The sequence below is a fragment of the Arthrobacter sp. SD76 genome (assembly GCF_049726125.1).
Classification (GTDB): domain Bacteria; phylum Actinomycetota; class Actinomycetes; order Actinomycetales; family Micrococcaceae; genus Arthrobacter; species Arthrobacter nitrophenolicus.
Genome location: NZ_JBNBLR010000001.1, coordinates 3,681,188 through 3,704,574 on the forward strand (window position 1 = coordinate 3,681,188; position 23,387 = coordinate 3,704,574).

The 23,387-nt window shown below is 67.4% G+C and carries 12 protein-coding genes and 7 pseudogenes; 10 read left to right on the forward strand and 9 right to left on the reverse strand.

What is annotated here, in order from left to right:
- Positions 1–4: 4 nt before the first annotated feature.
- Positions 5–1,019: pseudogene (lipA, locus tag ACPEE0_RS17820) on the forward strand (lipoyl synthase).
- A gap of 59 nt (positions 1,020–1,078) precedes the next feature.
- Positions 1,079–2,377 carry an MFS transporter gene (locus ACPEE0_RS17825; protein ID WP_407708847.1) on the forward strand — a complete coding sequence of 433 codons (1,299 nt, stop codon included), beginning with the start codon at positions 1,079–1,081 and terminating at the stop codon, positions 2,375–2,377.
- A 39-nt stretch (positions 2,378–2,416) separates the two neighbouring features.
- Here the strand turns inward: ACPEE0_RS17825 and ACPEE0_RS17830 are convergent.
- The 3 genes and pseudogenes from ACPEE0_RS17830 to ACPEE0_RS17840 all read right to left on the reverse strand — a co-directional run bounded on the left by ACPEE0_RS17830 (position 2,417) and on the right by ACPEE0_RS17840 (position 6,659).
- Positions 2,417–4,761 (reverse strand): annotated as a pseudogene (locus ACPEE0_RS17830) (glycoside hydrolase family 65 protein).
- A 118-nt stretch (positions 4,762–4,879) separates the two neighbouring features.
- Positions 4,880–5,616, reverse strand: a pseudogene (locus tag ACPEE0_RS17835) (HAD family hydrolase).
- A 425-nt stretch (positions 5,617–6,041) separates the two neighbouring features.
- Positions 6,042–6,659 carry an alpha/beta hydrolase gene (locus ACPEE0_RS17840; protein WP_009359609.1) on the reverse strand — a complete coding sequence of 206 codons (618 nt, stop codon included), beginning with the start codon at positions 6,657–6,659 and terminating at the stop codon, positions 6,042–6,044.
- 160 nt (positions 6,660–6,819) lie between these two features.
- Here ACPEE0_RS17840 and ACPEE0_RS17845 point away from each other — a divergent pair, with 160 nt between their 5' ends.
- From ACPEE0_RS17845 to ACPEE0_RS17865, 5 genes and pseudogenes are all read left to right on the forward strand, one after another.
- Positions 6,820–7,077, forward strand: coding sequence for a DUF6458 family protein (locus ACPEE0_RS17845; RefSeq protein WP_009359610.1), 258 nt, complete (start codon positions 6,820–6,822; stop codon positions 7,075–7,077).
- A gap of 302 nt (positions 7,078–7,379) precedes the next feature.
- A complete protein-coding gene (locus ACPEE0_RS17850) occupies positions 7,380–8,186 on the forward strand; it encodes a DeoR/GlpR family DNA-binding transcription regulator (RefSeq protein WP_133349337.1) in 807 nt (268 codons plus the stop codon).
- The gene (locus tag ACPEE0_RS17855) at positions 8,183–9,175 is read left to right on the forward strand and encodes a 1-phosphofructokinase family hexose kinase (RefSeq protein WP_009359612.1); all 993 of its coding nucleotides are present in this window, start codon (positions 8,183–8,185) and stop codon (positions 9,173–9,175) included. The genes ACPEE0_RS17850 and ACPEE0_RS17855 overlap by 4 nt, the downstream gene beginning before the upstream one ends.
- A 2-nt stretch (positions 9,176–9,177) precedes the next feature.
- Positions 9,178–11,258 (forward strand): annotated as a pseudogene (locus ACPEE0_RS17860) (PTS fructose transporter subunit IIABC).
- A 63-nt stretch (positions 11,259–11,321) separates the two neighbouring features.
- A complete protein-coding gene (locus ACPEE0_RS17865) occupies positions 11,322–11,600 on the forward strand; it encodes an HPr family phosphocarrier protein (RefSeq protein ID WP_009359677.1) in 279 nt (92 codons plus the stop codon).
- Between the two features lie 145 nt (positions 11,601–11,745).
- On the opposite strand, the gene ACPEE0_RS17870 is transcribed toward ACPEE0_RS17865, so the two are convergent.
- From ACPEE0_RS17870 to ACPEE0_RS17880, 3 genes are all read right to left on the reverse strand, one after another.
- The gene (locus ACPEE0_RS17870; protein ID WP_424574973.1) at positions 11,746–12,144 is read right to left on the reverse strand and encodes an SRPBCC family protein; all 399 of its coding nucleotides are present in this window, start codon (positions 12,142–12,144) and stop codon (positions 11,746–11,748) included.
- On the reverse strand, positions 12,144–12,989 hold the full coding sequence (locus ACPEE0_RS17875) for a class I SAM-dependent methyltransferase (RefSeq protein ID WP_354176609.1): 846 nt from the start codon (positions 12,987–12,989) through the stop codon (positions 12,144–12,146). The genes ACPEE0_RS17870 and ACPEE0_RS17875 overlap by 1 nt, the downstream gene beginning before the upstream one ends.
- Before the next feature lie 117 nt (positions 12,990–13,106).
- Positions 13,107–14,252, reverse strand: coding sequence for a Ku protein (locus ACPEE0_RS17880; RefSeq protein ID WP_009357732.1), 1,146 nt, complete (start codon positions 14,250–14,252; stop codon positions 13,107–13,109).
- Positions 14,253–14,292: 40 nt separating this feature from the next.
- On the opposite strand from ACPEE0_RS17880, the pseudogene ACPEE0_RS17885 reads away from it, so the two are divergent.
- A pseudogene (locus ACPEE0_RS17885) lies at positions 14,293–16,808 on the forward strand (ATP-dependent DNA ligase).
- A gap of 125 nt (positions 16,809–16,933) precedes the next feature.
- On the opposite strand, the gene ACPEE0_RS17890 reads toward ACPEE0_RS17885, so the two are convergent.
- Positions 16,934–17,188 (reverse strand): hypothetical protein, encoded by a 255-nt coding sequence (locus tag ACPEE0_RS17890; protein WP_424574974.1) that lies wholly within the window; start codon positions 17,186–17,188, stop codon positions 16,934–16,936.
- 611 nt (positions 17,189–17,799) lie between these two features.
- Here ACPEE0_RS17890 and ACPEE0_RS17895 point away from each other — a divergent pair.
- Together ACPEE0_RS17895 and ACPEE0_RS17900 are read left to right on the forward strand one after the other, a co-directional pair.
- A pseudogene (locus tag ACPEE0_RS17895) lies at positions 17,800–19,384 on the forward strand (MFS transporter); the annotation flags it as partial.
- A gap of 250 nt (positions 19,385–19,634) precedes the next feature.
- Complete coding sequence (locus ACPEE0_RS17900) at positions 19,635–20,756, forward strand: FUSC family protein (RefSeq protein WP_424574975.1); 1,122 nt, start codon at positions 19,635–19,637, stop codon at positions 20,754–20,756.
- Here ACPEE0_RS17900 and ACPEE0_RS17905 read toward each other — a convergent pair.
- Together ACPEE0_RS17905 and ACPEE0_RS17910 are read right to left on the reverse strand one after the other, a co-directional pair.
- Positions 20,724–21,497 carry an SDR family NAD(P)-dependent oxidoreductase gene (locus ACPEE0_RS17905; protein WP_133349355.1) on the reverse strand — a complete coding sequence of 258 codons (774 nt, stop codon included), beginning with the start codon at positions 21,495–21,497 and terminating at the stop codon, positions 20,724–20,726. The genes ACPEE0_RS17900 and ACPEE0_RS17905 overlap by 33 nt on opposite strands.
- A gap of 31 nt (positions 21,498–21,528) precedes the next feature.
- Positions 21,529–23,323 (reverse strand): annotated as a pseudogene (locus ACPEE0_RS17910) (IucA/IucC family protein).
- Positions 23,324–23,387: the final 64 nt, after the last annotated feature.

Consider the following 23,387-nt stretch of genomic DNA (forward strand, 5'->3'; position numbering starts at 1 on the left):
CACCATGACACTGGCACCCGAAGGCCGGAAGATGCTGCGGATCGAGCAGCGCAACGCGGTCGTCCCGGTGGAGCGCAAGCCCGAGTGGATCAAGGCCAAGGTCCAGATGGGCCCGGAGTTCGTCGGACTGAAGAACCTCGTCAAAAAAGAAGGCCTGCACACGGTCTGCGAGGAAGCCGGCTGCCCCAACATCTTCGAATGCTGGGAAGACAAGGAAGCCACCTTCCTCATCGGCGGCTCCGAATGCACCCGCCGCTGCGACTTCTGCCAGATCGACACCGGCAAACCCTCACCCCTGGACCGCTTCGAACCCACCAAGGTGGCCCGCTCCGTCCAGTCCATGCAACTCCGCTACGCCACCGTCACCGGCGTCGCCCGCGACGACCTCGAAGACGAAGGCGTCTGGCTCTACGCCGAAACCGTCCGCAAAATCCACGAACTGAACCCCGGCACCGGCGTCGAACTGCTCATCCCCGACTTCTCCGGCAACCCCGGGCACATCACCGCGATCTGCGACTCCAAACCCGAAGTCTTCGCCCACAACGTCGAAACCGTGCCCAGGATCTTCAAGCGCATCCGCCCCGCGTTCCGCTACGAACGCTCCCTGGACGTCATCACCCAAGGCCGGAACCAGGGCATGGTCACCAAATCCAACCTCATCCTGGGCATGGGCGAAACCCGCGAAGAAATCAGCGAAGCCCTCCGCGACCTCCACCAGGCCGGCTGCGACCTGATCACCATCACCCAGTACCTGCGCCCCTCCGAACGGCACCTGCCCGTGGACCGCTGGGTCAAGCCCCAGGAATTCCTGGACCTCCAGCACGAAGCCGAAGAAATCGGCTTCCTCGGCGTCATGTCCGGCCCCCTGGTCCGCTCCTCCTACCGCGCCGGCAGGCTCTGGGCCACCGCCATGCGCAAAAAAAGGCCGCGACATCCCCGCCGAACTCGCCCACATCGCCGACGGCATCCAGGACTCCGGCACCACCCGCCAGGAAGCCGCCAGCCTCCTCGCGGGATAAGCGCCTGCCTGGTGCAGGTTGGGGCACCAGGCCGGCAAGGGCGGGCTTAAACTGGGCTTATGCCCGCCCCGAAAGCCCTGCGCCCCTTTGCCCACCGTGAGTACCGGGTACTGATCGCGGCGCTGGCCATCTCGATCTTCGGGTCCGGGATGTGGGCCGTGGCCATGGTCTACCAGGTGATCCAGCTCGGCGGCGGGCCCCTCGAGCTCTCCCTGGTGGCGGCCGCCGGAAGCGTCGGGTTGGTGGCCTTCGTTCTGGCCGGCGGCATCGCAGCCGACCGGATCCCGCAGCGCCAGCTGATCATCGCCGTCGAGGGCGCCAACCTGGCAGTCATCGCCGCCATCAGCGGACTGGCGATGACGGGCTGGCTGCAGCTGTGGCATGTCGCTGCAGGCGCGTTCGTCCTCGGCGTCGGTGCCGCCTTCTTCTTCCCGGCCTATTCGGCCATCCTGCCGCGCATCCTGCCTGCCGAGGACCTGCTGGCTGCCAACGGCATGGAAGGCACCATGCGCCCGGTCCTCCAGCAGGCGGCGGGCCCCGCCGTCGCTGGCATCCTGGTGGCCGCGCTCTCGCCGTCGCACGCGGTGACGGGCGTGGCCATGTGCCACCTGCTGGCCTTCATCGTGCTGAACTTCCTGGCCCGCCATACCCTGGCGGGGCACCCCGGCGGGCATCCCGATGGGGCGCAACGGAAACAGTCCTTCTTCCATGACCTGCGCGAGGGCGTCGGCTACACGCTGCGGACGCCGTGGCTGCTGTGGACCCTGATCTGGGCATGCATCTCGGTGCTCTTCCTGATCGGCCCCATCGAGGTGCTGCTTCCGTTCGTGGTGCGCGACCAGCTGGGCGGCGATTCCAGCATGTTCGGCTTCCTGCTGGCCATCATGGGTGTCGGCGCGGCGCTGGGTTCCCTCGTCACCGCCTCGCTCCGGCTGCCCAGGCGCTACCTCACGGTGATGATGGTGTCCTGGGGAACCGGCAGCATGCCGCTGGCCGCCGTCGGGCTCATGGACAACTTCTGGGTCATCGCGGCAGCCCTGTTCGTGTGGGGCGTGACCGGCAGCGTGGGCATGGTCATCTGGGGAACGCTGCTCCAGCGGCGGGTTCCGCCGCACCTGCTGGGCCGGGTCTCCAGCCTCGATTTCTTCGTCTCGCTGGCGCTGATGCCGGTGTCCATGGCCCTGGCCGGCCCGGCCGCGGAGGTGCTGCCCATCTGGCTGATCTTCCTGGTGGCCGGCGGCGTCTGCCCCGTCATGGCGGTCATCGCTTTTGCCGTCGCCAGGATGCAGGCCGACGAACTCACCCACCCCCTGGACCGGGAACCGGAAGTGGAACGCTCGACGGCGGCAGGAGACTAAGGCGGCCGTCCGGCCGCCGCCTCCTCCCGCCGTCGGACGTCAGCTCTTGCCCCGCACTACCGGGATGCTTGCCGTGGGAAGGCCGCTCGGGAAGACGGTGGGCTCCGGCTCGGTGACCGGATCCAGGGCTACCCGGACGGGATCGTCGCCGACGGTTTGCACCTGCCCGCGGACGTCCACCTCCAGCGGTTCGCCTTCCTGGACGCTGAGCGTGATGGAGCCGGCCGTGAGCTGGACCAGCAGCAGGCGGCCACGGATCTTGAGGTGGAAGGTCAGCGCGTTCCATTCGGCCGGCAGCCGCGGATCGAAGTACGGCGCGGGACCCTGGTCCCGCAGGCCGGCAAAGCCGCACACGAGCGAGCTCCACACCCCACCGGTGGAGGCGATGTGGACGCCGTCGATCGTGTTCCCGTGGGTGTCGTCCAGGTCGATGAACACGGCGTTCGTGAAGTGCTCCAGGGCCTCCTTGGAGTAGCCCACCTCGGCCGCCATGATCCCCTGCACGCAGGCGGACAGGGTGGAATCGCCGGTGGTGATGGGATCGTAGAAGTCGAAGGCGCGCTGCTTTTCCTCGGCCGTGAAGTCCTGCCACTGGAGGAACATGGCCAGGACCGTGTCCGCCTGCTTGAGGACCTGGTGGCGGTAGATCACCAGCGGGTGGAAGTGCAGCAGCAGCGGGTACTTGGACCGCGGCGTGGTCCAGTCCCAGGCCTCAAGGGTCATGAAGTCGTTGTCCTGGGAGTGCACCTGCATCCGGTCATCGAACGGCAGCTGCATCAGGTCGGCGGCGGCCTCCCAGAGCTGGCGTTCCTCCTGGGTGATGCCGGCGTGCTCCAGGGCGGCAGCGGCCCGCAGATTGAAACGGGCCATGACGTTGGTGTACAGGTTGTCGTTGACCACTGCCGTGTACTCGTCCGGGCCGGTGACGCCGTGGATGTGGAAGAGCCCGTCCTTGCCGAAGAAGCCCAGTGAGATCCACATGCGGGCGGTCTCGATCAGCAACTCGGCGCCCATCCCGTCGCGGAACGCGGTGTCGCCCGTGGCCCACAGGTAACGGTTGGTGGCGAAGGCGATAGCGGCCGCGATGTGGAACTGGGCGGTGCCCGCGGCGTAGTAGGCGCTGGCTTCCAGCCCGTTGATGGTGCGCCATGGGAACAGCGCCCCGTCCACGCTGAGTTCCTTGGCCCGGATCTTCGCCTCAGGCAGCATGCCGTGCCGGAATTCAGGACCTGCCGGGCGCCCTCGGGGTTGGTGTACGTCATGTACGGCAGGAGGTACACCTCTTGGTCCCAGAAGTAGTGGCCCTCGTAACCGGAACCGGTCACGCCCTTGGCCGGGATGCCGGCCACGCCTGCCCGCGCGGTTGCCTGGGCCAGCTGGAACAGGTTCCAGCGGATGGCCTGCTGCAGCTGCGGGGTGCCGCCGTCCACCACGATGTCCGAGGTGGCCCAGTAGCGGCGGTAGTGGTCTTCGCTTTCGGCAAAGATGTCCTGGACCGGCCGCAGCCCCGCTTCAGCCGCGTCGGCAGCATCTGCGGCGGGGTCCTGGACCGCGGCGCCCGCGGCGTAGCTGACGCTCTTCTCCAGGGTGAACGGCTGGTCCGGGCTCACCGCCAGGACATACCTGACGGTGCTGTCATCCTGGTCCACCACGGTCTCGAACGGCTGGTAGCCGGTGGAGGTCCAGTGGTCCACGGCGATGCCCACGCGTTGCTTGGATTCCGCGGCTTCCCAGGCGAGCCGGAGCGATCCGTCGCCGCCGTCGAGCCGCAGCGGCAGCAGCACGCGCCCCGCGTGGCGGCCCGCGCGGCGCGGATCATGGACGGAGTGGTCCTCGACCGGCTGGTCCTGCCGGTTGATGACGGAGGAGGTCACGTCCAGTGACACATCCTGGTCCGTGGCGACGGAGAGGGAGATGCCCAGGCTGCCGCGGGACGCGAAGCCCACTGCCCGGCGTTCGGTGGTGGTCACGGTGGCGCCGGAGCGGCACTGCCATGTGATCCGGCACTCGTACACGCCGGTGGCGAAGTCGAGGGTCCGCCGGTAGTCGACCACCTCGGATTCGGCGAGGCTGAGGGCCTCTCCGTCAACAACTACCGTGAAGTTGTTGGCATCCGGGATGTACAGGATGCGCTGGCCCGTCCGGGCGAAGCCGAAGGCGTTTTCGGCGTGCTTGATGTCCCAGATTTCGTGCAGCCCGTTGATGAAGCTGCCCGGCAGCTCGGCGTCCGCGGCGGCCCAGTGCGCGCCGCGGATTCCCAGGTGCCCGTTGCCGAGCGCAAAAAGCGTCTCCAGGGTACCGGCGTCGCCCGGCTCGTGGCGGGCTTCGACGAGCTGCCAGGGGTTATTCGGGAACCGCTCGCGGTCCGCGGTGATGAGTGCCATGGTGTTGGGGTCCTTTTGGCGTTACTGAGCTGCCGGCTGTGCCGGCAGATGTTATTCGAAGGGGGTGCGGCGCCTGGATGGCTGCTGCGGGGAACAGCTGCCGTCCTGCCGCCAGTGGCTAGGGAACCAGTTCCTGCAGGTCCTGGACCACCAGCGTTGCCCCGGCGTCGAGGAGGGTCTGCCGGCCGGCGCCGCGGTCCACACCGATGACCGAGTGGAACGCTCCTGCCTGGCCCGCCTGGACCCCGGATACGGCGTCCTCCACCACGACGCATTCCTCGGTGGGGAGGCCCAGCAGCCGGGCAGCGTATTCGTAGGTGGCGGGGCTGGGTTTGCCAGGCAGGCCCTCCTTGGCAGCCAGCACGCCGTCCACCACCACGGCGAAGTGGTGGCTAAGCCCGGCGGCTTCCAGGACCGCCGGCGCGTTGCGGGAGGAAGAGACGACGGCGACCTTCAGCCCGCGTTCCAGCGCGGCCTGGAGGAAGCGCACCGAGCCCTCGAACGGTTCGACGCCGCCGCTGACGATGTCGTTGAAGATGCGGTTCTTCCGGTTGCCCAGGCCCTGGACGGTGGAGTTTGCAGGATCATCGTCCAGGGACCTTCGGGAAGCACGATGCCCCGCGAGGCCAGGAAGTCGCGGACGCCGTCGAAGCGCGGCTTGCCGTCGATGTGGTCGAAGTAGTCGCTTTCGCGGTAGCCCGCCACCTCCGGCTGTGAGGCGAGGTAGCCTTCAAACAGTTCCTGCCAGGCCTGTTCGTGCACGGTGGCCGTGGGGGTCAGCACGCCGTCCAGGTCGAACAGGATGGCAGAAGCGCCGGTCCAGGCGGCAGTCTCTGTTGCAGGCAATGCAGTCATGGGCGGTTTGTCCTTTCAGACGGCAGGCAGCCGTGAAGACGGAGTGTGGGGGAGGTGGCTTCGGCGCCCGGATGACCAGCACAGGCGGCTGCCGGCGAAAATTGCTGCGGCGCGCAGGTCCCTGCTGGTCCAGATACGTCTTCCATCATGTGCCCGTTGCCAGTGAAGGACAACTTGGCGGAACGGAAACTTTCAGCCTCATGCTGCCGTGGGGTGCCCGCCCGGGCCGGGACGGCACCGGCGCATCGCCCCGGCTTGCTGCCTGCATGTCCTTCGCCTCCTTGTCCGCCCAGTTCAAGGCCACACTAAGGGCCGTAGACGAGTGTAAGCGCTTACAAATTTGGCTGGCAACTGTTTTTTTTGCAACTGCTGGCGCCAGCCTGGATGTGACGGAATTCGCAGGGCTGAACGCCGGGTTTCCGCGCTCAGCGGAGGATGTAGTGGCGGAGGAAGGCGCTGACATCCACCATCTCGGCCTTTGACATCGCATGCCCCATTCCGGGATACGTCCGGCTGGTCAGGAGGGTGTTCTTCTCAAGCCAGTCAGCGGTATAGGCGGTGGCGTCGTCGTTGATCACCAGGTCCGCCTTGTCGCGGCCCCAGAAGAAGGGCGGCTTTGGGTCGAAGGAGTCTGTCAGGGCGAGCAGTTCATTGTTCAGGACGAAGCCGGACAGTCCCACCACCGACGCATAGGCCTGCGGGTGCAGCCGCAGCAGCGTACTCGCCATGGCCATGCCCTGCGAGTACCCCATCAGGCTGACGCTCGTGTGCTGGCCCCTGACGGCATTGACCCACCCGTGAACGGCATTGGTGGCGGAGATGACATCGGCGAAGTCGTTGACCAGGAAATAGTCCAGCAGGAACCAGCCGTAATGGTCGCCAATCGGCATGGGCGCGCGAAGGGCGGCGCAGGTGAATTCGGGGGGAAGGTAGTCGAAGAGCCGGACCATGCGGGACTCGTCCGTGCCGTAGCCGTGCATCATCACCAGCAAAGGCGTGCCTGCCCGCTGGTCCTCGGGCTTGGACCACACAACCGTTTCCATCGCACCAGCCTAGCCAGCCGTTACACAGATGAGACGCGCAGCGGCCCCCAAACCGTTGATCAGGGTCCCGCCGGGCTGTAGCGTTCGAATTAACTGACAGCATGCTTAGCATCTGTCGCGGGCTAAGCCAACGCCCATCCTCGACCAGAAGGAGCAAGACATGAGAATCGGATCCTCCATTTTCCTTATCGCCCTCGGCGCCATCCTGGCCTGGGCGGTAGCCCCCGGCCTCATCCCCTTCGTGGACCAGGTGCTCATCGGCTACATCCTGATGGCCGTGGGCGTTATCGGGCTGATTGCCTCCCTCATCCTCGCCCCCCCGGGCCGCAGCCGGCGCGTCAGTGAGACCCGCTCGGTGGTGGATCCGAACACCGGCGAGCGCATCACCCGCAACGAAAGCCGGGACGGCGGGCTTTAGCCCAGCGGAAGCGCAAACAGCAGGAAATGTCCGGGCACCGAGTGCCCTTCACTCCCGGAAAGCCGGGCCGGACCGTCATGGTCCGGCCCGGCTTTCCCCTTGGAGCGTTGACCGGGAGGGCGGCAACTCTCGAGTGGAAGGGCGGCATTTTGTTTCATGTTGGTTTCCATTGACAAACCAACAGAAGCAAAGATAAAGTCAAGTAACCCAACATCATGTGATGCCAGTCACCCCAGGCTTCGGAAGCCCAGGGCAGCGGCACCGAAAATCCCAGCACCAGCAACCTACGCAACGGAGGGTATGTGTTCGCCGAGGAGCGCCAGCAAAAGATTGCCGAGCTTGTTGCCGGCAGCGGCCGGGTCAGCGTGACCCACCTGGCCGAGCGCTTCCGCATCACTACCGAAACCGTCCGCCGGGACCTGGCCACCCTTGAGACCGCAGGCACAGTACGCCGCGTCCATGGCGGCGCCGTGGCGGCAGACCGATTCAGCACCACCGAGGAAAGCATCACCGAGCGCGCCATCCAGCGGCCCGACCAGAAAATCAGGATCGCAGAGGCCGCCCTGGCCCTCATCCCCCGCAATAAGGCCGCCAGCGTCCTGCTCGACGGCGGCACCACCACCGAAGTCCTGGCGGACATGCTTTCCCGCCGCCCCGCTGCCGAGCCAACCGATTCAGCAGAACCCCGGCCCGAACTCGTGGCCATCACCCACGCCGTCCCCATCGCGGCCAAACTCTCCAACGTCCCCGGCATAGCGCTGCAGATCCTGGGCGGCCGGGTGCGCGGCATCACCCAGGTGGCCGTGGGCCAGGCCACCGTCGACGCCGCGGCAAGAATCCGCCCGGACATCGCCTTCGTGGGCACCAACGGCATCCACGCGGATTTTGGCCTCAGCACTCCCGATCCTGAAGAAGCCGCCGTCAAGGCAGCCTTCGTCCATTCGGCACGCCGCATTGTGGTGCTGGCCGATTCCTCAAAGCTGGACACGGAAACCCTGGTCCAGTTCGCCTCCCTGAAAGACCTGGACACCTTGATTACAGACAGCGAACCCGGACCTGAACTGGCAGCCGCACTGGAAGAAGCCGGCGTAGACGTGGTGATCGCATGATCGTCACCTTCACCGCCAACCCCAGCCTGGACCGCACCGTGGCCCTGCCCGGCCCGCTGGAACGCGGCGAAGTGCAGCGCGCCGTCTCCGTCAGCCAGGAGTCGGGGGGCAAGGGCGTCAACGTTTCCCGCGCCCTGGTGGCCTCCGGCCTCGAATCGATGGCTGTGCTCCCGGGTGCGGACAGCGATCCCGTCCTTGCCGGCCTCCGTGAGAGCGCCGTGCCGTTCGCCTCGCTGCCCATCGACGAGCCGCTGCGCACCAACGTTGCCCTGACCGAGCCCGGCGGCGTGACCACCAAGATCAACGAGCCCGGCCCCATCCTGGATGCAAACCAGCAGGAGGCCCTGCTCAAGCTGCTCCTGGAGACGTCCCGCGGTGCCAGCTGGGTGGTCCTGGCCGGTTCCCTGCCGCCGGGCTTCCCGGCTGATTTTTACGCGACGGCGGCCCAACGCCTGCGTTCATCCGCCGACGGCGCGTCTCCGGAACGGACGCCGCTGATCGCCGTCGACTCGTCCGGCCAGCCACTCGCCGCAGCCCTCACCGGCGGCGCGGCCGGCATGCCGGACCTCCTCAAGCCCAACGCCGAAGAATTGGCAGAGCTGGCCACCGCGGCCGGCTTTGCCCCGGCCACCGCTGACGAACTGGAAGCGGACCCGGCGGCCGCAGCGGCAGCCGCTGCCGCCGTCGTTCGAGCGGGTGTGGGTGCTGTGCTGGCAACTCTCGGTTCCAAGGGAGCTGTCCTGGTAACGGCCGACGGCGCGTGGCTGGCCACGCATCCGCCGGTCTCCGCGGTCAGTACGGTGGGCGCGGGTGATTCCGCGCTGGCCGGCTATCTGCTCGCCCACGGCCAGGGTGCGTCCCCGGCCGATTGCCTTCGTCAGGCTGTGGCCCACGGTGCCGCTGCCGCCTCCCTGCCCGGTTCAACGGTTCCGGCAGTCCACCAAACAACCCCGGATGCCGTAACCATCACGGCCCTTCGAAAGGATTGACAGTGACTCAGCTCATCACCACTGAACTGGTCGAGCTCGACCAGAACCTGGGCAACGCGCCCGAGTCGGTGATCCGGCACCTGGCAGGCAAGGTAGCTGCCGCCGGACGCGCAACCGAGGTTGAAGGCCTCTTCGCCGACGCCTTCGCCCGCGAACAGAAGACCGCGACCGGTATCCCCGGCGGCATTGCCATCCCGCACTGCCGCTCGGCCGCGGTCACCGAACCCACCCTGGCCATGGCCCGCCTCAACCCGAAGGTGGACTTCGGCGCCAAGGACGGCCCGGCGGACCTGATCTTCTTCATCGCCGCCCCGGACGGCGCGGACCAGGAGCACCTGAAGCTGCTCTCCAAGCTGGCCCGGTCCCTCATCAAGAAGGACTTCACGGCAGCCCTCCGCAACGCCACCAGCCAGCAGGAGATCGTGGAGCTGGTGGACGGCGCCCTGGCTGACAAGCCGGCAGCCCAGGCCGCCGCTGCCCCCGTCGGCGCCGCGACGGCCGGAGCGGCTGCAGCCGGTGCCGGCGCCGCGGGTGCCGCTGCTGCCGGGTCCACTGCCACAGGTGCCGCCTCGCCGGCCGCTGCCTCCGGACCCAAGCGCCTGTTGCCGTCACCGCCTGCCCCACCGGCATCGCCCACACCTACATGGCCGCCGATTCCCTGGTGGCCGCCGCGCAGGAAGCCGGCGTGGACCTGCAGGTGGAGACCCAGGGTTCCTCCGGCGCCAAGCCGCTGGACCCGGCCGTAATTGCTGCCGCCGACGCCGTGATCTTCGCGGTGGACGTTGACGTGCGCGGCAAGGAGCGCTTCGCCGGCAAGCCCGTCATCAACGCCCCGGTCAAGCGCGGCATCGACGAGCCGGCCAAGATGGTCCAGGAAGCACTCGCAGCGGCCACCGATCCGCACGCCCGCCGCGTTCCGCACTTCGGCGCCGAAGAGCAGGCCGAGCGTGCCGAGGCCGAAAAGGGTGAGCACATCGGCCAGAAGCTGAAGAGGGCCCTGCTCACCGGCGTCAGCTACATGATCCCGTTCGTTGCCGGCGGCGGCCTCCTGATCGCCCTTGGCTTCCTGCTGGGCGGCTACGACATCACCGATGTTGCGGACAAGGTGGTCCTGGAGAACAGCTTCGGCAACCTCCCCGAGGGCGGGCTCGCCGCCTACCTGGGCGCCGTGTTCTTCAAGATCGGCGCCCTGTCCATGAACTTCCTGGTGCCCGCATTGGCCGGCTACATCGCCTACGCCATCGCCGACCGGCCCGGCATCGCCCCCGGCTTCGTCGCAGGCGCAGTGGCAGGCTTCATGGGCGCCGGCTTCCTGGGCGGCATCGTCGGCGGCCTGCTGGCCGGCTACATCGCGCACCTGATCGGCACCTGGCAGGTGGCCCGCTGGCTGCGCGGCCTGATGCCCGTGGTCATCATCCCGCTGCTCGCCTCCATCGTGGCTTCCGGCCTGATGTTCCTGGTGCTCGGCGGCCCCATCGCCGGACTCACCACCGCCCTCAATGGCTGGCTGTCCGGCATGACCGGCGCGTCCGCCGTCGTCCTCGGAATCATCCTGGGCCTCATGATGTGCTTCGACCTCGGCGGCCCCGTGAACAAGGTGGCGTACGCCTTCGCCGTCGCCGGCCTGAGCGCCGGCAGCGCAGACAACCAGGCGCCGTGGCAGATCATGGCCACCGTCATGGCTGCAGGCATGGTTCCGCCGCTGGCAATGGCCCTGGCCACCGTTCTGGACAAGAAGCTTTTCTCCCTGGCCGAGCGTGAAAACGGCAAGGCCGCCTGGCTGCTGGGTGCCTCCTTCATCTCCGAAGGCGCCATCCCGTTCGCCGCTGCCGACCCGCTGCGCGTCATTCCCGCCAGCATGCTGGGCGGCGCCCTCACCGGCGCGCTGACCATGGCCTTCAACGTCACCTCGCAGGCCCCGCACGGCGGCATCTTCGTGTTCTTCGCGATCGGCAACGTCCTGATGTTCGTGGTCTCGATCATCGCCGGAGCCATCGTCAGTGCACTGGCCGTCATCGCGCTGAAGCGCTGGGCAGCCCCCAAGTCCACTGCTACGGTGGAAACCGTTCCAGCAACGGTCTGATCCGGTCCACCCACTACTACCCCGGCACAGCAACACAGCAAGCCGCAAGACAAAGGAGCAACAATGCCAGAACGCACCGCAACCGTCGCCAGCCGCGTGGGCCTGCACGCCCGCCCTGCCGCGATTTTCGCCGAGGCTGCCGGAGAGTTCGACCTTGACATCACCATCGCCAAGGAAGGCGAGCCCGCCGACGAGGCCATGGACGCGGCCAGCATCCTGTCGCTCATGAGCCTGGGCGCCTCCCACGGCGACAAGGTGGTCCTCCGCGCCGAGGGCGACGGCGCCGACGTTGCGCTGGAGCGCCTGGTCCAGATCCTGGAAACGGACCACGACGCCGAGTAGCAGACACGCTGCTTTCAAGCACTGAACCGGCGGCCGCCGTCGGGCCTTCCCTTTGGGAAAGTCCGACGGCGGCCGTTTGGTTAACGCGCCTGCCCGCCTGGCGGGGACGGCGGTCAGCCGCGCTCGGCGATCGCCTTCACGTCGCCTACCAGCTTGTCCCACATGCCCTTTGAGTGTGCGGCTGCCTCTTCCGTGGCGTTGTTGTCCTGGGCAAGCGTGAGCCGGGTCCCTGGTCCAGCGCCTCGAGGGTCCAGGTAAGGGTGTGGTAGTTCTCCGGGATGTCCGCGTCGCCGCTGAGCGGGCTGTAGTGGGTGTGGACCAGCCGCTGCCCGGGTTCCACTTCCAGGATGAAGCCTTTGTCCTCGTAGTCCCTGCCCTCCCACCGGCCGCGCCACACGATGGGCCCGCCCACGGTCCAGTCGGTGACCACGTCGGCGCCGAACATGAACTCCTTGATGGCGGCAGGTTCGGTGATGACGTCCCAGACCCGACTGGCAGGAGCGTCGATGGTGACGGTCGAGGTGGCTACATGGCCGCCCGCCATCACTGCGCCTTCTTCGCCGTGAACAGGAGGTACTCCCATTCCATCTGGAAGGGGGTGTCGCCGTGGGCGTCGCCGAAGGAGTCGGCCAGTTCCGTGAGCGCGGCATCCAGTGCCTTGACCTTGTCCGGGTCCTCTCCGATGAACTTGTAGACCGAGATGGTGGGGCCGTAGTGGGACTTGAAGTAGCGGACGAAGTCGGCCGGCTGGTGGAAGCTGCGCACTGCGAGGGTCTGCTTGCGGGCCTTGGCATCGGTGATGCTGCCGCCCAGCAGCTCCCTGATGTAGTCCTCGGTGCCCCAGAGGGGCGCGGGCTGCGCGCCGGGCGGGGGCGGCGGCGCGAAGGGTTTCATGGTGGCGAACATCCGGCCGATGAATCCTTCCGGCGTCCAGCCCAGCAGTCCGATGGTCCCGCCGGGTTTGCAGACACGGACCAGCTGGTCGGCGGCTTTCTGGTGGTTGGGCGCGAACATGACGCCCAGGCATGACATCACCACATCGAACTCGGCGTCCCCGAACGGCAGCGCCTCGGCGTCGGCCTCCTGCCAGTCCAGGCTCACTCCCCTGTTCGCCGCCTCCCGGCGGCCAGCCTCGAACAGCTCGGGGGTGAGGTCACTGGCCACGACTTTGGCGCCCATCATCGCCGCCGGAATGGCGGCATTGCCGGAGCCTGCCGCCACGTCCAGTACGCGGTGGCGGGACGTGATTCCGCAGGCTTCCACCAGGATGGCGCCAAGTTCCAGTAATAGCTCATCCGCCAGGGCCGGGTAATCCCCGGACGCCCACATGGCCCGCTGCTTCTGCTTGAGAGCCCGGTCCGCCTCCGCCGCTTCCGTTTGGTCGTTCATGTCCGCGCCCCTCTGCCGTTCCGTTCGGGATGACTGGCAGCACGCTGTGTGCACAGCGGAGGCTGCGATTCAGCCATTGTGGACGTGCGGGCACTGGCTGTAAAGGGACCTGCGGGATTATGCGGGTTTGCGGGCTTTGCTGGCGGCGGGCTTCGACGCCGTGGTCTTTTCTGCCGACGTCTTGGTGCCCGTGCTCTTGGTCCCCGCGGCCTTGGCCGCCGTCGTCTTCGAGGCTGCAGCCTTGGTGCCGGACGTTTTCGTGGCGGCCGGTTTGGACGCCGTGGACTTCGAGGCGGTGGACTTCGAGGCGGTGGTCTTCGCCGTCGTGGATCTTGCAGTGCCGGACTTGGTGGTTGCGGATTCCGCAGACTTCGCGGCGGAAGACGCGCGCGATCCCGAATCCCTGCGGGCAGGCTTGGCCGGCACCTCTTCTTCCTCTTCCCCGTCCGAGTCCCCGGCAGCGGCAGCTGCCCCGCCCCCGCGCTTCTTGTCCAGGCTCCGCTTCAGCGCCTCCATCAGGTCGATGACTTCGCCCTTGCCGCCTTCGCCCGCTTCCACGCCGAAGGTTGCTTCCGTATCCAGCGACTCCCCCTGCTCAAGCTTGGCCTCGATGAGCGTGCGCAACTGGACCTGGTAATCGTCAGTAAAGGATTCGGGATCGAAGTCCGCCGCCATGGACTCGACCAGCGCGGCGGACATCTCCCGTTCCTGGGGGGAGATCTTGATGGACGTGTCCAGGGCGGGGAAGTTGGCTTCGCGCACCTCGTCCGGCCACAACAGCGACTGCAGGACCAGGACGTCGTCCTTGATGCGCAGCGCGCCCAGCCGCGTCTTCTCCCGCAGCGCGAACTGCACGATGGCCACCCGGTCCGTGTCCTCCAGCGCCCGGCGCAGCAGCACGTACGCCTTGGGCGACTTGGAATCCGGCTCCAGGTAGTAGCTCTTCTCGAACATCATGGGTTCCAGCTGCTCGGACGGGACGAACTGCACCACCTCGATCTCGTGGCTGTTCTCCGCAGGAATGGACTTGAGCTCATCCTTGGTGAGGATCACCGTCCGGCCGTCTTCCTCGTACGCTTTCTCGATGTCCGAGTAGTCGATGACCTCGCTGCACACCTCGCACCGGCGCTGGTAGCGGATCCTTCCGCCGTCGGCATTGTGAACCTGGTGCAGACTGATGTCATGATCCTCAGTGGCGCTATAGACCTTGACGGGCACGTTGACCAGCCCGAATGCAATGGCACCCTTCCAGATGGCTCTCATTCCTACAGTCAACATCAGTCCGGGCCGGAGGTGAAGACCCATGCCCGCGGGTAAGGAGCGTGTCCGGGTGGCGGGCCGCGAACTCACGCTCACCAACCTGGACAAAATCATCTATCCGCAGACCGGAACCACCAAGGCGGACGTCCTGGCCTACTACGCCGCCGTGGCCCATGTCCTGATTCCCGCCGCCGCCAACCGGCCGGCAACCCGGAAACGCTGGGTCAACGGGGTGGGCACCGCGGAGCATCCCGGCGAAGTGTTCTTCCAGAAGAACCTCGAGGATTCGGCCCCAGGCTGGCTGCCGCGGGCCGCCGTCACGCACAAGGACCGGACCATCTACTACCCGCTGGTCAACGACGCAGCCACATTGACGTGGTTCGGCCAGATCAACTCGCTGGAAATCCACGTGCCGCAGTGGTGCGTGGATTCGCACGGCAACCAGCTGAACCCGGACCGCCTGGTCCTGGACCTGGACCCGGGTGAGGGCGCGGGCCTGCCCGAATGCCGCGAGGTGGCCCTGCTGGCCCGGTCCATCCTGGAGGACGTGGGGCTGGACCCTGTGCCCGTCACCAGCGGCAGCAAGGGCATCCACTTATATGCGCCGCTGGACGGGACCCAGAGCTCGGACCAGATCTCCGCCTTCGCCCGGGAACTCGCCCGCGCCCTGGAGGCCGACCATCCGGACCTCGCCGTCAGCGACATGAAGAAGACGCTCCGGAAGGGCAAGGTGCTGGTGGACTGGAGCCAGAACAACGCCGCCAAGACCACCATCGTGCCGTACTCGTTGCGGGGCCGGCCCACGCCCATGGTGGCCGCGCCACGGACGTGGCGGGAGATCAGCTCCAGCCGGCTGAAGCACCTGGACTACCACGAGGTCCTGCGCCGGGTGCAGGACGGCAAGGACCCGTTCGCCGCCGTCGTCAGCGCGTCCGGGCAGCCGGCCAACTCCCCCTCGGGCGCCGGTGCCCACGGAGGATCGAAGCACGGCGGGTCCAAGCACAGCAGGCCGACGCAGGGCGGGTCAGCGGCGGGCTCCGACGGGCACGACGCGAATCCCCGCCTGGCCAAGTACCGGTCCATGCGTGATCCGAAGGCCACGCCGGAGCCCTTCAGCGGCGCGGCGGGAAGCGGCGACGCCTTTGTCATCCAGGAGCACCACGCCAGCAGGCTGCACTACGACCTCCGCCTGGAGCACGACGGCGTCCTGGTGTCCTGGGCCATCCCCAAGGGCGTCCCCGAATCCGGGGGCAAGAACCACCTGGCCGTGCAGACCGAGGACCACCCGATGGACTACCTCACGTTCCACGGCACCATCCCCAAGGGGAATACGGTGCCGGTGAGATGACCATCTGGGATACCGGCACCTATGAGCTGCATAAGTGGATCAACGGCCGCGAGGTCATCGTCACCCTCCACGGTTCGGAGGGAGGCGGGCTGGGCAGTCCAAAGAAGTTCGCGCTGATCCACACCGGCCGCGGCCAGGGCAAGGATGCCGAGGGGCAGTGGCTTATCCACCTCATGGACAAGGAGCAGGCAGGCGGACGACGGCGGTACGCGGCCCCCGCGGACGCCATCACCGAGGCAAGCGCCGCCCCCTCCCCCACAGATTTCAGCCCCATGATGGCCACTGCCGGCGACGAGGCAGACCTGCAGGGCAGCAACTGGCAGTTCGAGCTCAAGTGGGACGGAGTGCGGGCCATCCTCGTGGCCGACGCACAGCGCGTCCGCATCTTCAGCCGCAACGGCAACGACGTCACCCGCACCTACCCCGAGCTCACGGACCGTTCCTGCTGGCCGGAGCAGCCCTTCGTGGCCGACGGCGAGATCGTCGCCGTCGGCGGGGACGGCAGGCCCGACTTCGGGCTGCTCCAGGGACGCATGAAACTCAACCGGCCTGCCGACGTCGCAAAAGCCCGCACTGCCATCCCGGTCCGGCTCGTCCTCTTCGACCTGTTGTCCGACGGCGGAACGGACCTCCGCCGGCTGCCGCTCAGCAAACGGCGCGAGCGGCTGGAGGGGTTTTACCGCCCGTCCGGCTGCCCCGTGGATCTCTCGCTCGTGCTGGACGACCGGATTGACCACATCCTGGAGAGCGCGCGCGAGCTGGGGCTCGAGGGTGTCATGGCCAAGCGGACGGACAGCCGATACGTGAGCGGGCAGCGGACCCGCACCTGGATCAAGCTCAAGATCGAACAGACCCAGGAAGTGGTGGTGGGCGGCTGGCGCCCGGGCAAGGGCGGCCGCCAGGACACGGTGGGATCGCTCCTGGTGGGCATCCCCGACGGCGACAAGCTGCAGTACGTGGGCCGGGTGGGCAGCGGGTTCAGCACCCGCGAGCTCGCCGAACTCCGGCAGACGGTGGAGCGGCTGGCCAGGAAGACGTCGCCCTTCCACGAGGTCCCCCGCCCCGATGCCGCGGACGCGCACTGGGTGGCGCCGCAACTGGTGGGTGAGGTGACGTACAGCGAGTGGACCGGCCCCGGACGGCTGCGGCATCCACGGTGGCGCGGCTGGCGGCTGGACAAGGATCCGTCCGAGGTAGTCCGCGAGGCGTGAGGCGAACCGGCAACGCGAAGAATCATCCGCGACACGAAAATTTGTCCCCGGCACGAAATTGCCTGGCGCCCCCAAATAATGGGATTGCCAGGCAATTTCCGTGTCGATGGCTGTTGCGGCCAGCCCTAGGACGAGTGCGGCATCTGCGGCCTGCTGGTGCGGTGCACGGCCGTCACCGCTGCCTCGTGGCCCATCCGTCCCTGTCCGGAGCCGCGCTCCTTCGGGTGCCGGCGCTTCCCGTTGCCGTCCGGCCACGAGGCCTGCTTGGGCATTGCGGTCCTGCCGGCCATCGCCGGTCCGGGCAGGTCCGGGGCGTCCATGGCCGCCGCCAGGTGGTCTGCCAACTCGGGTTTGATGTGGGTTTCACGGTTGTCAGCCATGTGATCTTCCTTTCCGCAGTGAACTGATGTGTTGCCCGGCGGCCCGGCGGCCCCGGGGAACCGCTGGACGTGCCAGCGGAGTTGCGCAGCCGGCCTGCTGCCGGGACATCCCCGGCTCACGGTGCGCAGGCCTGAAAGGAACGGCGGGGTGCAGCCGGACTCTGTCCGGGCACACGGGTCCGCCTGCTAAGAAGAAGGTTTTTCCATTGCTCCACCATAGGCACCCGGCAGCCGCCTGTGAACCCCTTTGCACCCGGTTTTGGAAAGCACGACGGCGGCGTCCGAACCTGGCCCGAATCGCAGCCTTTAGGGCGGGCAGGAGAGCGTGGCCCCGGTCACACTTACAGTGGGGACGTCCGTCAAAAGCGGCTGGAAAGGCCCCTGCGCGGAAAAAGATTTGGTAACGATGGCCACATGGACGCGTATTCCCTGTGATGGCGCGGGAAAAACCGGGAAACGGCACAGCAAACAGCGCGCTCAAACGGGCCCAAAAGGGTCGATCCTACGGCATTCGGGGGCCGCGCGCCATGGAAATCCCGTAAAATTGAAGGCCTGCCCAGAGCGGGGCAGCTACAAGTCGCAAGCAAATGACCTCCACAGGAGTTGCCCAAATGCCCACAGACCGAAGCATGACCGACTCTTCAGCAGGCGCCAGGAACGCCAGCGGAACAGACCTGACAGCCCACAAAGCTGCGAAAAAAACCACGCCGGCTGCCGCGCCGCCGGCTCAAGGAATCCGACGTCAACGTGGTGAACCAGCCGATGCTCAAGAAAGCACTCGGCGGAACCATCGTGGGCAACACCATGGAATGGTACGACGTAGGCGTCTTCGGCTACCTCATCACCACCATGGGGCCTGTCTTCCTGCCGGAATCCGACCCCACCACGCAAACCCTGTTCCTGCTCGGAACCTTCGCTGCCACCTTCATCGCCCGTCCCCTGGGCGGCGTGATCTTCGGCTGGATGGGCGACAAGATGGGCCGGCAGAAGATCCTTGCCGCCACCCTTATGCTGATGGCCGCGAGCACGTTTGCCATCGGCCTGCTGCCCGGCTACGCGCAGATCGGGCTGTGGGCTGCCGGCCTGCTGGTCCTGCTCAAGATCGTCCAGGGCTTCTCCACCGGCGGCGAATACGCCGGTGCCACCACCTTCGTCAGCGAGTACGCCCCGGACAAGCGCCGCGGCTTCTTCGCCAGCTTCCTGGACATGGGCAGCTACCTGGGCTTCGCCCTCGGCGCCGCACTGGTCTCTGCCCTGCAGCTGGGGCTGGGACAGGCCGCCATGGAGGAATGGGGCTGGCGTATCCCGTTCCTGGTTGCCGGTCCGCTGGGCCTGATCGCCATCTACTTCCGGAGCAAGATCGAGGAGTCTCCGCAGTTCCAGGCCACCCTGGACGCCCAGGAGGACATCGCCAAGAACGCTGCCGCCTCCGATGACGCTGCTGCCAAGGGTCCGGTGGGAATCGTCAAGGCCTACTGGCGCTCCATCATCGTCGCAATGATCCTGGTGGCCGCCGCCAACACGGCAGGCTACGCCCTGACCTCCTACATGCCTACCTACCTCACCGAGTCCAAGGGCTATGACGAGGTGCACGGCACCCTGCTGACCATCCCGGTACTGGTGGTCATGAGCCTCTGCATCCCGCTGACGGGCAAGCTGTCCGACCGGATCGGCCGCCGGCCGGTGCTGTGGATCGGCGCGCTGAGCACGGTCATCCTGGCCACTCCGGCCTTTATGCTCATCGGCATCGGTGAAGTCTGGTCCACCCTGGCCGGCCTGGCCCTGATCGCCTTCCCGGTGACGTTCTACGTGGCCAACCTTGCCTCGGCGCTGCCGGCGCAGTTCCCCACGTCCAGCCGCTACGGCGCCATGGGCATCGCCTACAACTTCTCGGTGGCCATCTTCGGCGGCACCACCCCGTTCATCGTGGCGGCCCTGATCAGCGCCACCGGCAACGACATGATGCCTGCCTACTACCTGATGGGCACCTCCCTGGTGGGCGCCGTGGCCATCTACTTCCTGAAGGAATCAGCCCAGCGTCCGCTCCCGGGCTCCATGCCCAGCGTGGACACCCAGGACGAGGCCAAGGAACTGGTGGCAACCCAGGACGAGAACCCGCTGATCGACCTGGACGAGCTGCCGTTCGAAACCCAGGACATCCAGGACTCAGTTGCCGCCGGCAAGGGCTCCCCGGACAACTCCACGGACAAAAAGGTTCCTGCCGGGTCTAGCCCCTCTTGTAGCCCGCGCTCACAAGGCCCGTCCTGCATGCCTCCTTGGGGGAGGCATGCAGGACGGGCCTTCGCCGTGTCCGGGGACTGCAGCGCGCGGATGTCCTAGTATGACCGCCCGCTACCGGCGGACATGACTCCCGGGCAAGGGCCCGCGATAATTTCCGGGGGATCAGGAGAAAACCAGGCAGCGGAAAAGACAGGGACGGTAGGACATGAAGCGCGTAGCGGAGCAGGTGCGCGCCCTCCACCGGCTGGAACCCGCCAGCAATGACCACCTGGCCGCGCTGCGGGTGGCCGCCGGCGTGGCGATCCCCTCGCTGCTTCTTCTCGCGGCCGGCCGGACGGACCTGATCATGTACGCAGTGTTCGGCGCACTGACCGGTATGTACGGACGGGCCGAACCGCACCAGCTGCGGCTCATCCACCAGGCCCAGGCTGCCCTCGTGCTCCTGGGCGGCGTCACCGTGGGCGTTGTCCTGTCCGTCAACCACCTGCACTCCTGGTGGCTCGTGGCGGTGGAGGCCGTGCTCGCCGGACTGGGGTCCGCCTATTCGGACCGGGTCCGGCTCCAGCCCAACGGCCCGTTCTTCGGCATCCTCGCCCTGGGTGCCTGCGCATCTGTTCCCATGGCTGTTCCCTGGTACGCCGCGCTGCTGATCGCGGCGGGCTCCGCCGCGTTCTCCATGGTTATCGGCTTCGGCGGCTGGTTCCGCCGCCGCACCTGGCAGCCGGGCGCCACACGGAACCGGCAGGCCGGGCCAGGCCGCCAAGAGATGCTCACCCACGCAGCGAGGTATGTGCTGGCCGTGGGAGCGGCCGGAACACTCGGCGTCCTCAGCGGCAGCGGCCACCCGCACTGGGCGATGGCTGCGGCCGCCGTTCCCCTGGCGGGTGCGGACCTGCCCAGCAGTGTCCGCCGCGGCATCCACCGGATTGTGGGGACGTTCGTCGGGCTGGCGGTCACCGCCGTCGTCATTCTCCCGGAGCCGTGGACACTCACCGGGCTGTTCCCCGGGCAGCAGGCCATCCTGCTGGCACTGCTGGTGATCCTGTTCCAGTTCACCACCGAGCTGTTCATGGCCCGCCACTACGGCTTCGCCATGGTGTCCTTCACGCCCGTTATCCTGCTGATGACCCAGCTCGCGGCGCCCATCGACCCCGCGCTCCTGATCCTGGAACGCGGCGTGGAGACCCTGGTGGGGGCGCTGCTGGGAATCCTGGTGGTCATCGCGGTGCGCCGGTCCGGAACCCGGAGTTCCGCCGCCCTGCTGGGGCTGGGTCCGCTCTTCCGGTTTCCGCCCCTATTTCGGCTTCCGCGCAGGTCCCGCCACTAGCTTCGCCGGCGCCACCCGCGCCACCGCAGCCACCAGCTTGTACCTCTTGGACGGGATGGACACCGGCCTGCCGCGCTCGTTGTCCGCCAGGCCCTCACGCACCACGCGGTCCGCGTGCAGCCACGCCCAGGAGGGGGCCACCGACTTGTCCATGCCCATCCGGTCGTGGAATTCGGTGTGGGTGAAGCCGGGGCAGACGGCGGTGACCTTGATGCCCTGCCTGCGGTACGCCAGGTTGGCCCAGCGGCTGAAGCTCACCAGCCAGGCCTTCGCCGCGGAGTAGGTGCCGCGCGGCAGGAACGCGGCGATGCTGGCCACGTTGATGATCCTGCCGCTGCGGCGTTCCAGCATGCCTTTGAGTGCGGCGTGCGTCAGCACCATGGCGGTTTCGCCGTGCAGTTTCAAGTGCTTCTTCTCCTCCGAGATGCGGTTGTCCTCGAAGTTGTGCAGCAGCCCGATTCCGGCGTTGTTGACCAGGATGCCCACTGGCCGCTCCGGATCGGCGAGGCGTGCGACGACGGCTTCCACTCCGGCGTCGTCCGTCAGGTCGGCGGGGAGCACCTCAGCGGTGATCCCGTAGCGCCGTTCCAGGCCCGCCGCGGCTTCCTCGAGGCGGGCCCGGTTGCGCGCCACCAGCACCAGGTTGGTGCCCTGGGCGGCGAGCTGGCGTGCGAACTCGGCGCCCAGGCCCGCGCTGGCCCCGGTGATCAGTGCTGTGGTTCCGGAGGTTTTAGCCGTCATGCTGCAAGCCTAGCCACCTGCCGGGGCATCCTCAGGCGAAGCGGGCCAGCGGGTTGGCCAGGCGTCCGGCCATCTGCAGTCCGCCGGACGGGTCCGTGAGGTCCAGCATCTGCTGGTTGTTCCGGAGCTGAAGCCGGTTCAGGCAGGACAGCTCGAAGTCCGCCGCGAAGAGGTCGTGCCGGGCGAACTGGTCAGCGAGCTCCGGGTGCTGTGCCTGGTATTCCCTGACGGCCGTGGCAGCGGTCCGCCAGAACTCCTCCTGGTCCAGGGTTCCGGCATCCTCCAGCAGCGCCGCCATAAACCGGAAGATGCAGTCGAAGACGTCCGTGAAGATGGCCAAGACTTTTTCGCCGTCGGGGATGGCGGCCTTGATCCGGGACACCTCGTCCGGCAGGTCCAGCCGGTCCCCCATCACCACGATTTCCTCGGCGATGTCCTTCATGACGGCCCGCACCGGCACCCGTCCTGGAGGACCAGGATGACGTTTTCGCCGTGCGGCATGAAGGCCAGCTCGTACTTGTACAGGCAGTGCACCAGCGGCACCAGGTACGCCTCGAAGTAGCGGCGCAGCCAGTCCGCGGGGGCCAGCCCGGAGCGGTCAATCAGTGCGGACACCATCGGCAGGCCCTGCGCATCAACGTGCAGCAGCGAGGCCATGGTGGCCAGCTGCTGGCCGTCCCGGAGCAGGGGCAGCGCGCTTTCCCGCCACAGGGCCGACAGCATTTTCCGGTAGGGCGACCCGCTGGCCGAGCCGGCCTCATAGTAGCCGTTGTGGTAGCCGAGGGCGGCGATCTCACCGATCATGGTGAAGCCACGCTGCTGCAGGGCGCCGTCCGCCTCGATCAGGCTCCGCAGCCAGTCGTTGATGGCGGGTGTGGCCTTCATGTACTGCGGCGACAACCCGCGCATGAAGCCCATGTTCAGCACCGACATGGCCGTCTTGACGTAATTCAGCGCCGGGGCGCTGGTGTTGAAGAACGTCCGGATGGACTGCTGCGCCTGGTACTGGTCCGTCCCGTCCCCAGGTAGACGATGCGCTGGCCTGCTATTTCAGCCGCGAACGTCACGGTGAGCTTGTTCTCCCACTGCCACGGGTGGACAGGCATAAAGAAGTACTGCTCCGGGTCGAGGCCCTGCAGCTGCAGTTCGCTGGTGAAGTCCACTGCCAGCGGGCCAAGCTCGGCGTCCAGGTGCGCCCGGTAATCCAGCCCGGCGCTTGAGGTGAAGACCGCGTGGCTGCGGTGCACGGCGATCCACTCCAGCTGCACCGCCGCGCCGGTTTCCGGGGCGAAGGCGTGGTAGTCGCTGATGCCAAACCCCAGCCGGCCGTTGTTGGCCACAAAGCAGGGGTGGCCCTCGGTCATGCTCCGCTCGATGGCCTGGAAGTCGGCGGCAACGTCTGCCCCGCCGGTGATTCCGGCCGCGAGTTCCGCGGCGGACGGCTGGCCGGCCCACTGCTTGTACGCATGGCTGGCCAGGGTGCTGCTGATTTCCTCCAGGTAGACCGGGAGCATCTGGATGTTGATCCCCAGGCTCCCGTGGAACGCCGTGATGAAGCCCAGCACGTCCAGCGGAGCTTCGGTGCCGTCCTGGAAGTAGCGGATGGAAGCGGCATCGATGGACCAGTGCTCCAGCTCCAGGACGCGGGCGGCGAACCGGTACTCGTGGGTTCCGTCGCCGCTGCGCAGGCGATAGCTGCCAGGCTCGCCATCCACCGGTTCGGGAGTAAGGATCCGCTCGTGCGAGAACTCGGCGAGCGCCTTGCGCAGCAGATGCCGGTTGGCCCTGCTCCAGCGCTCCGCATCCAGGTGCGGAGCGGCGTTCATGGTGCCGGCGCCGGGGGTACCGCCGCGGACGGGTGCGAAGGTGTTGGTCTGGACAGTTTGGTTC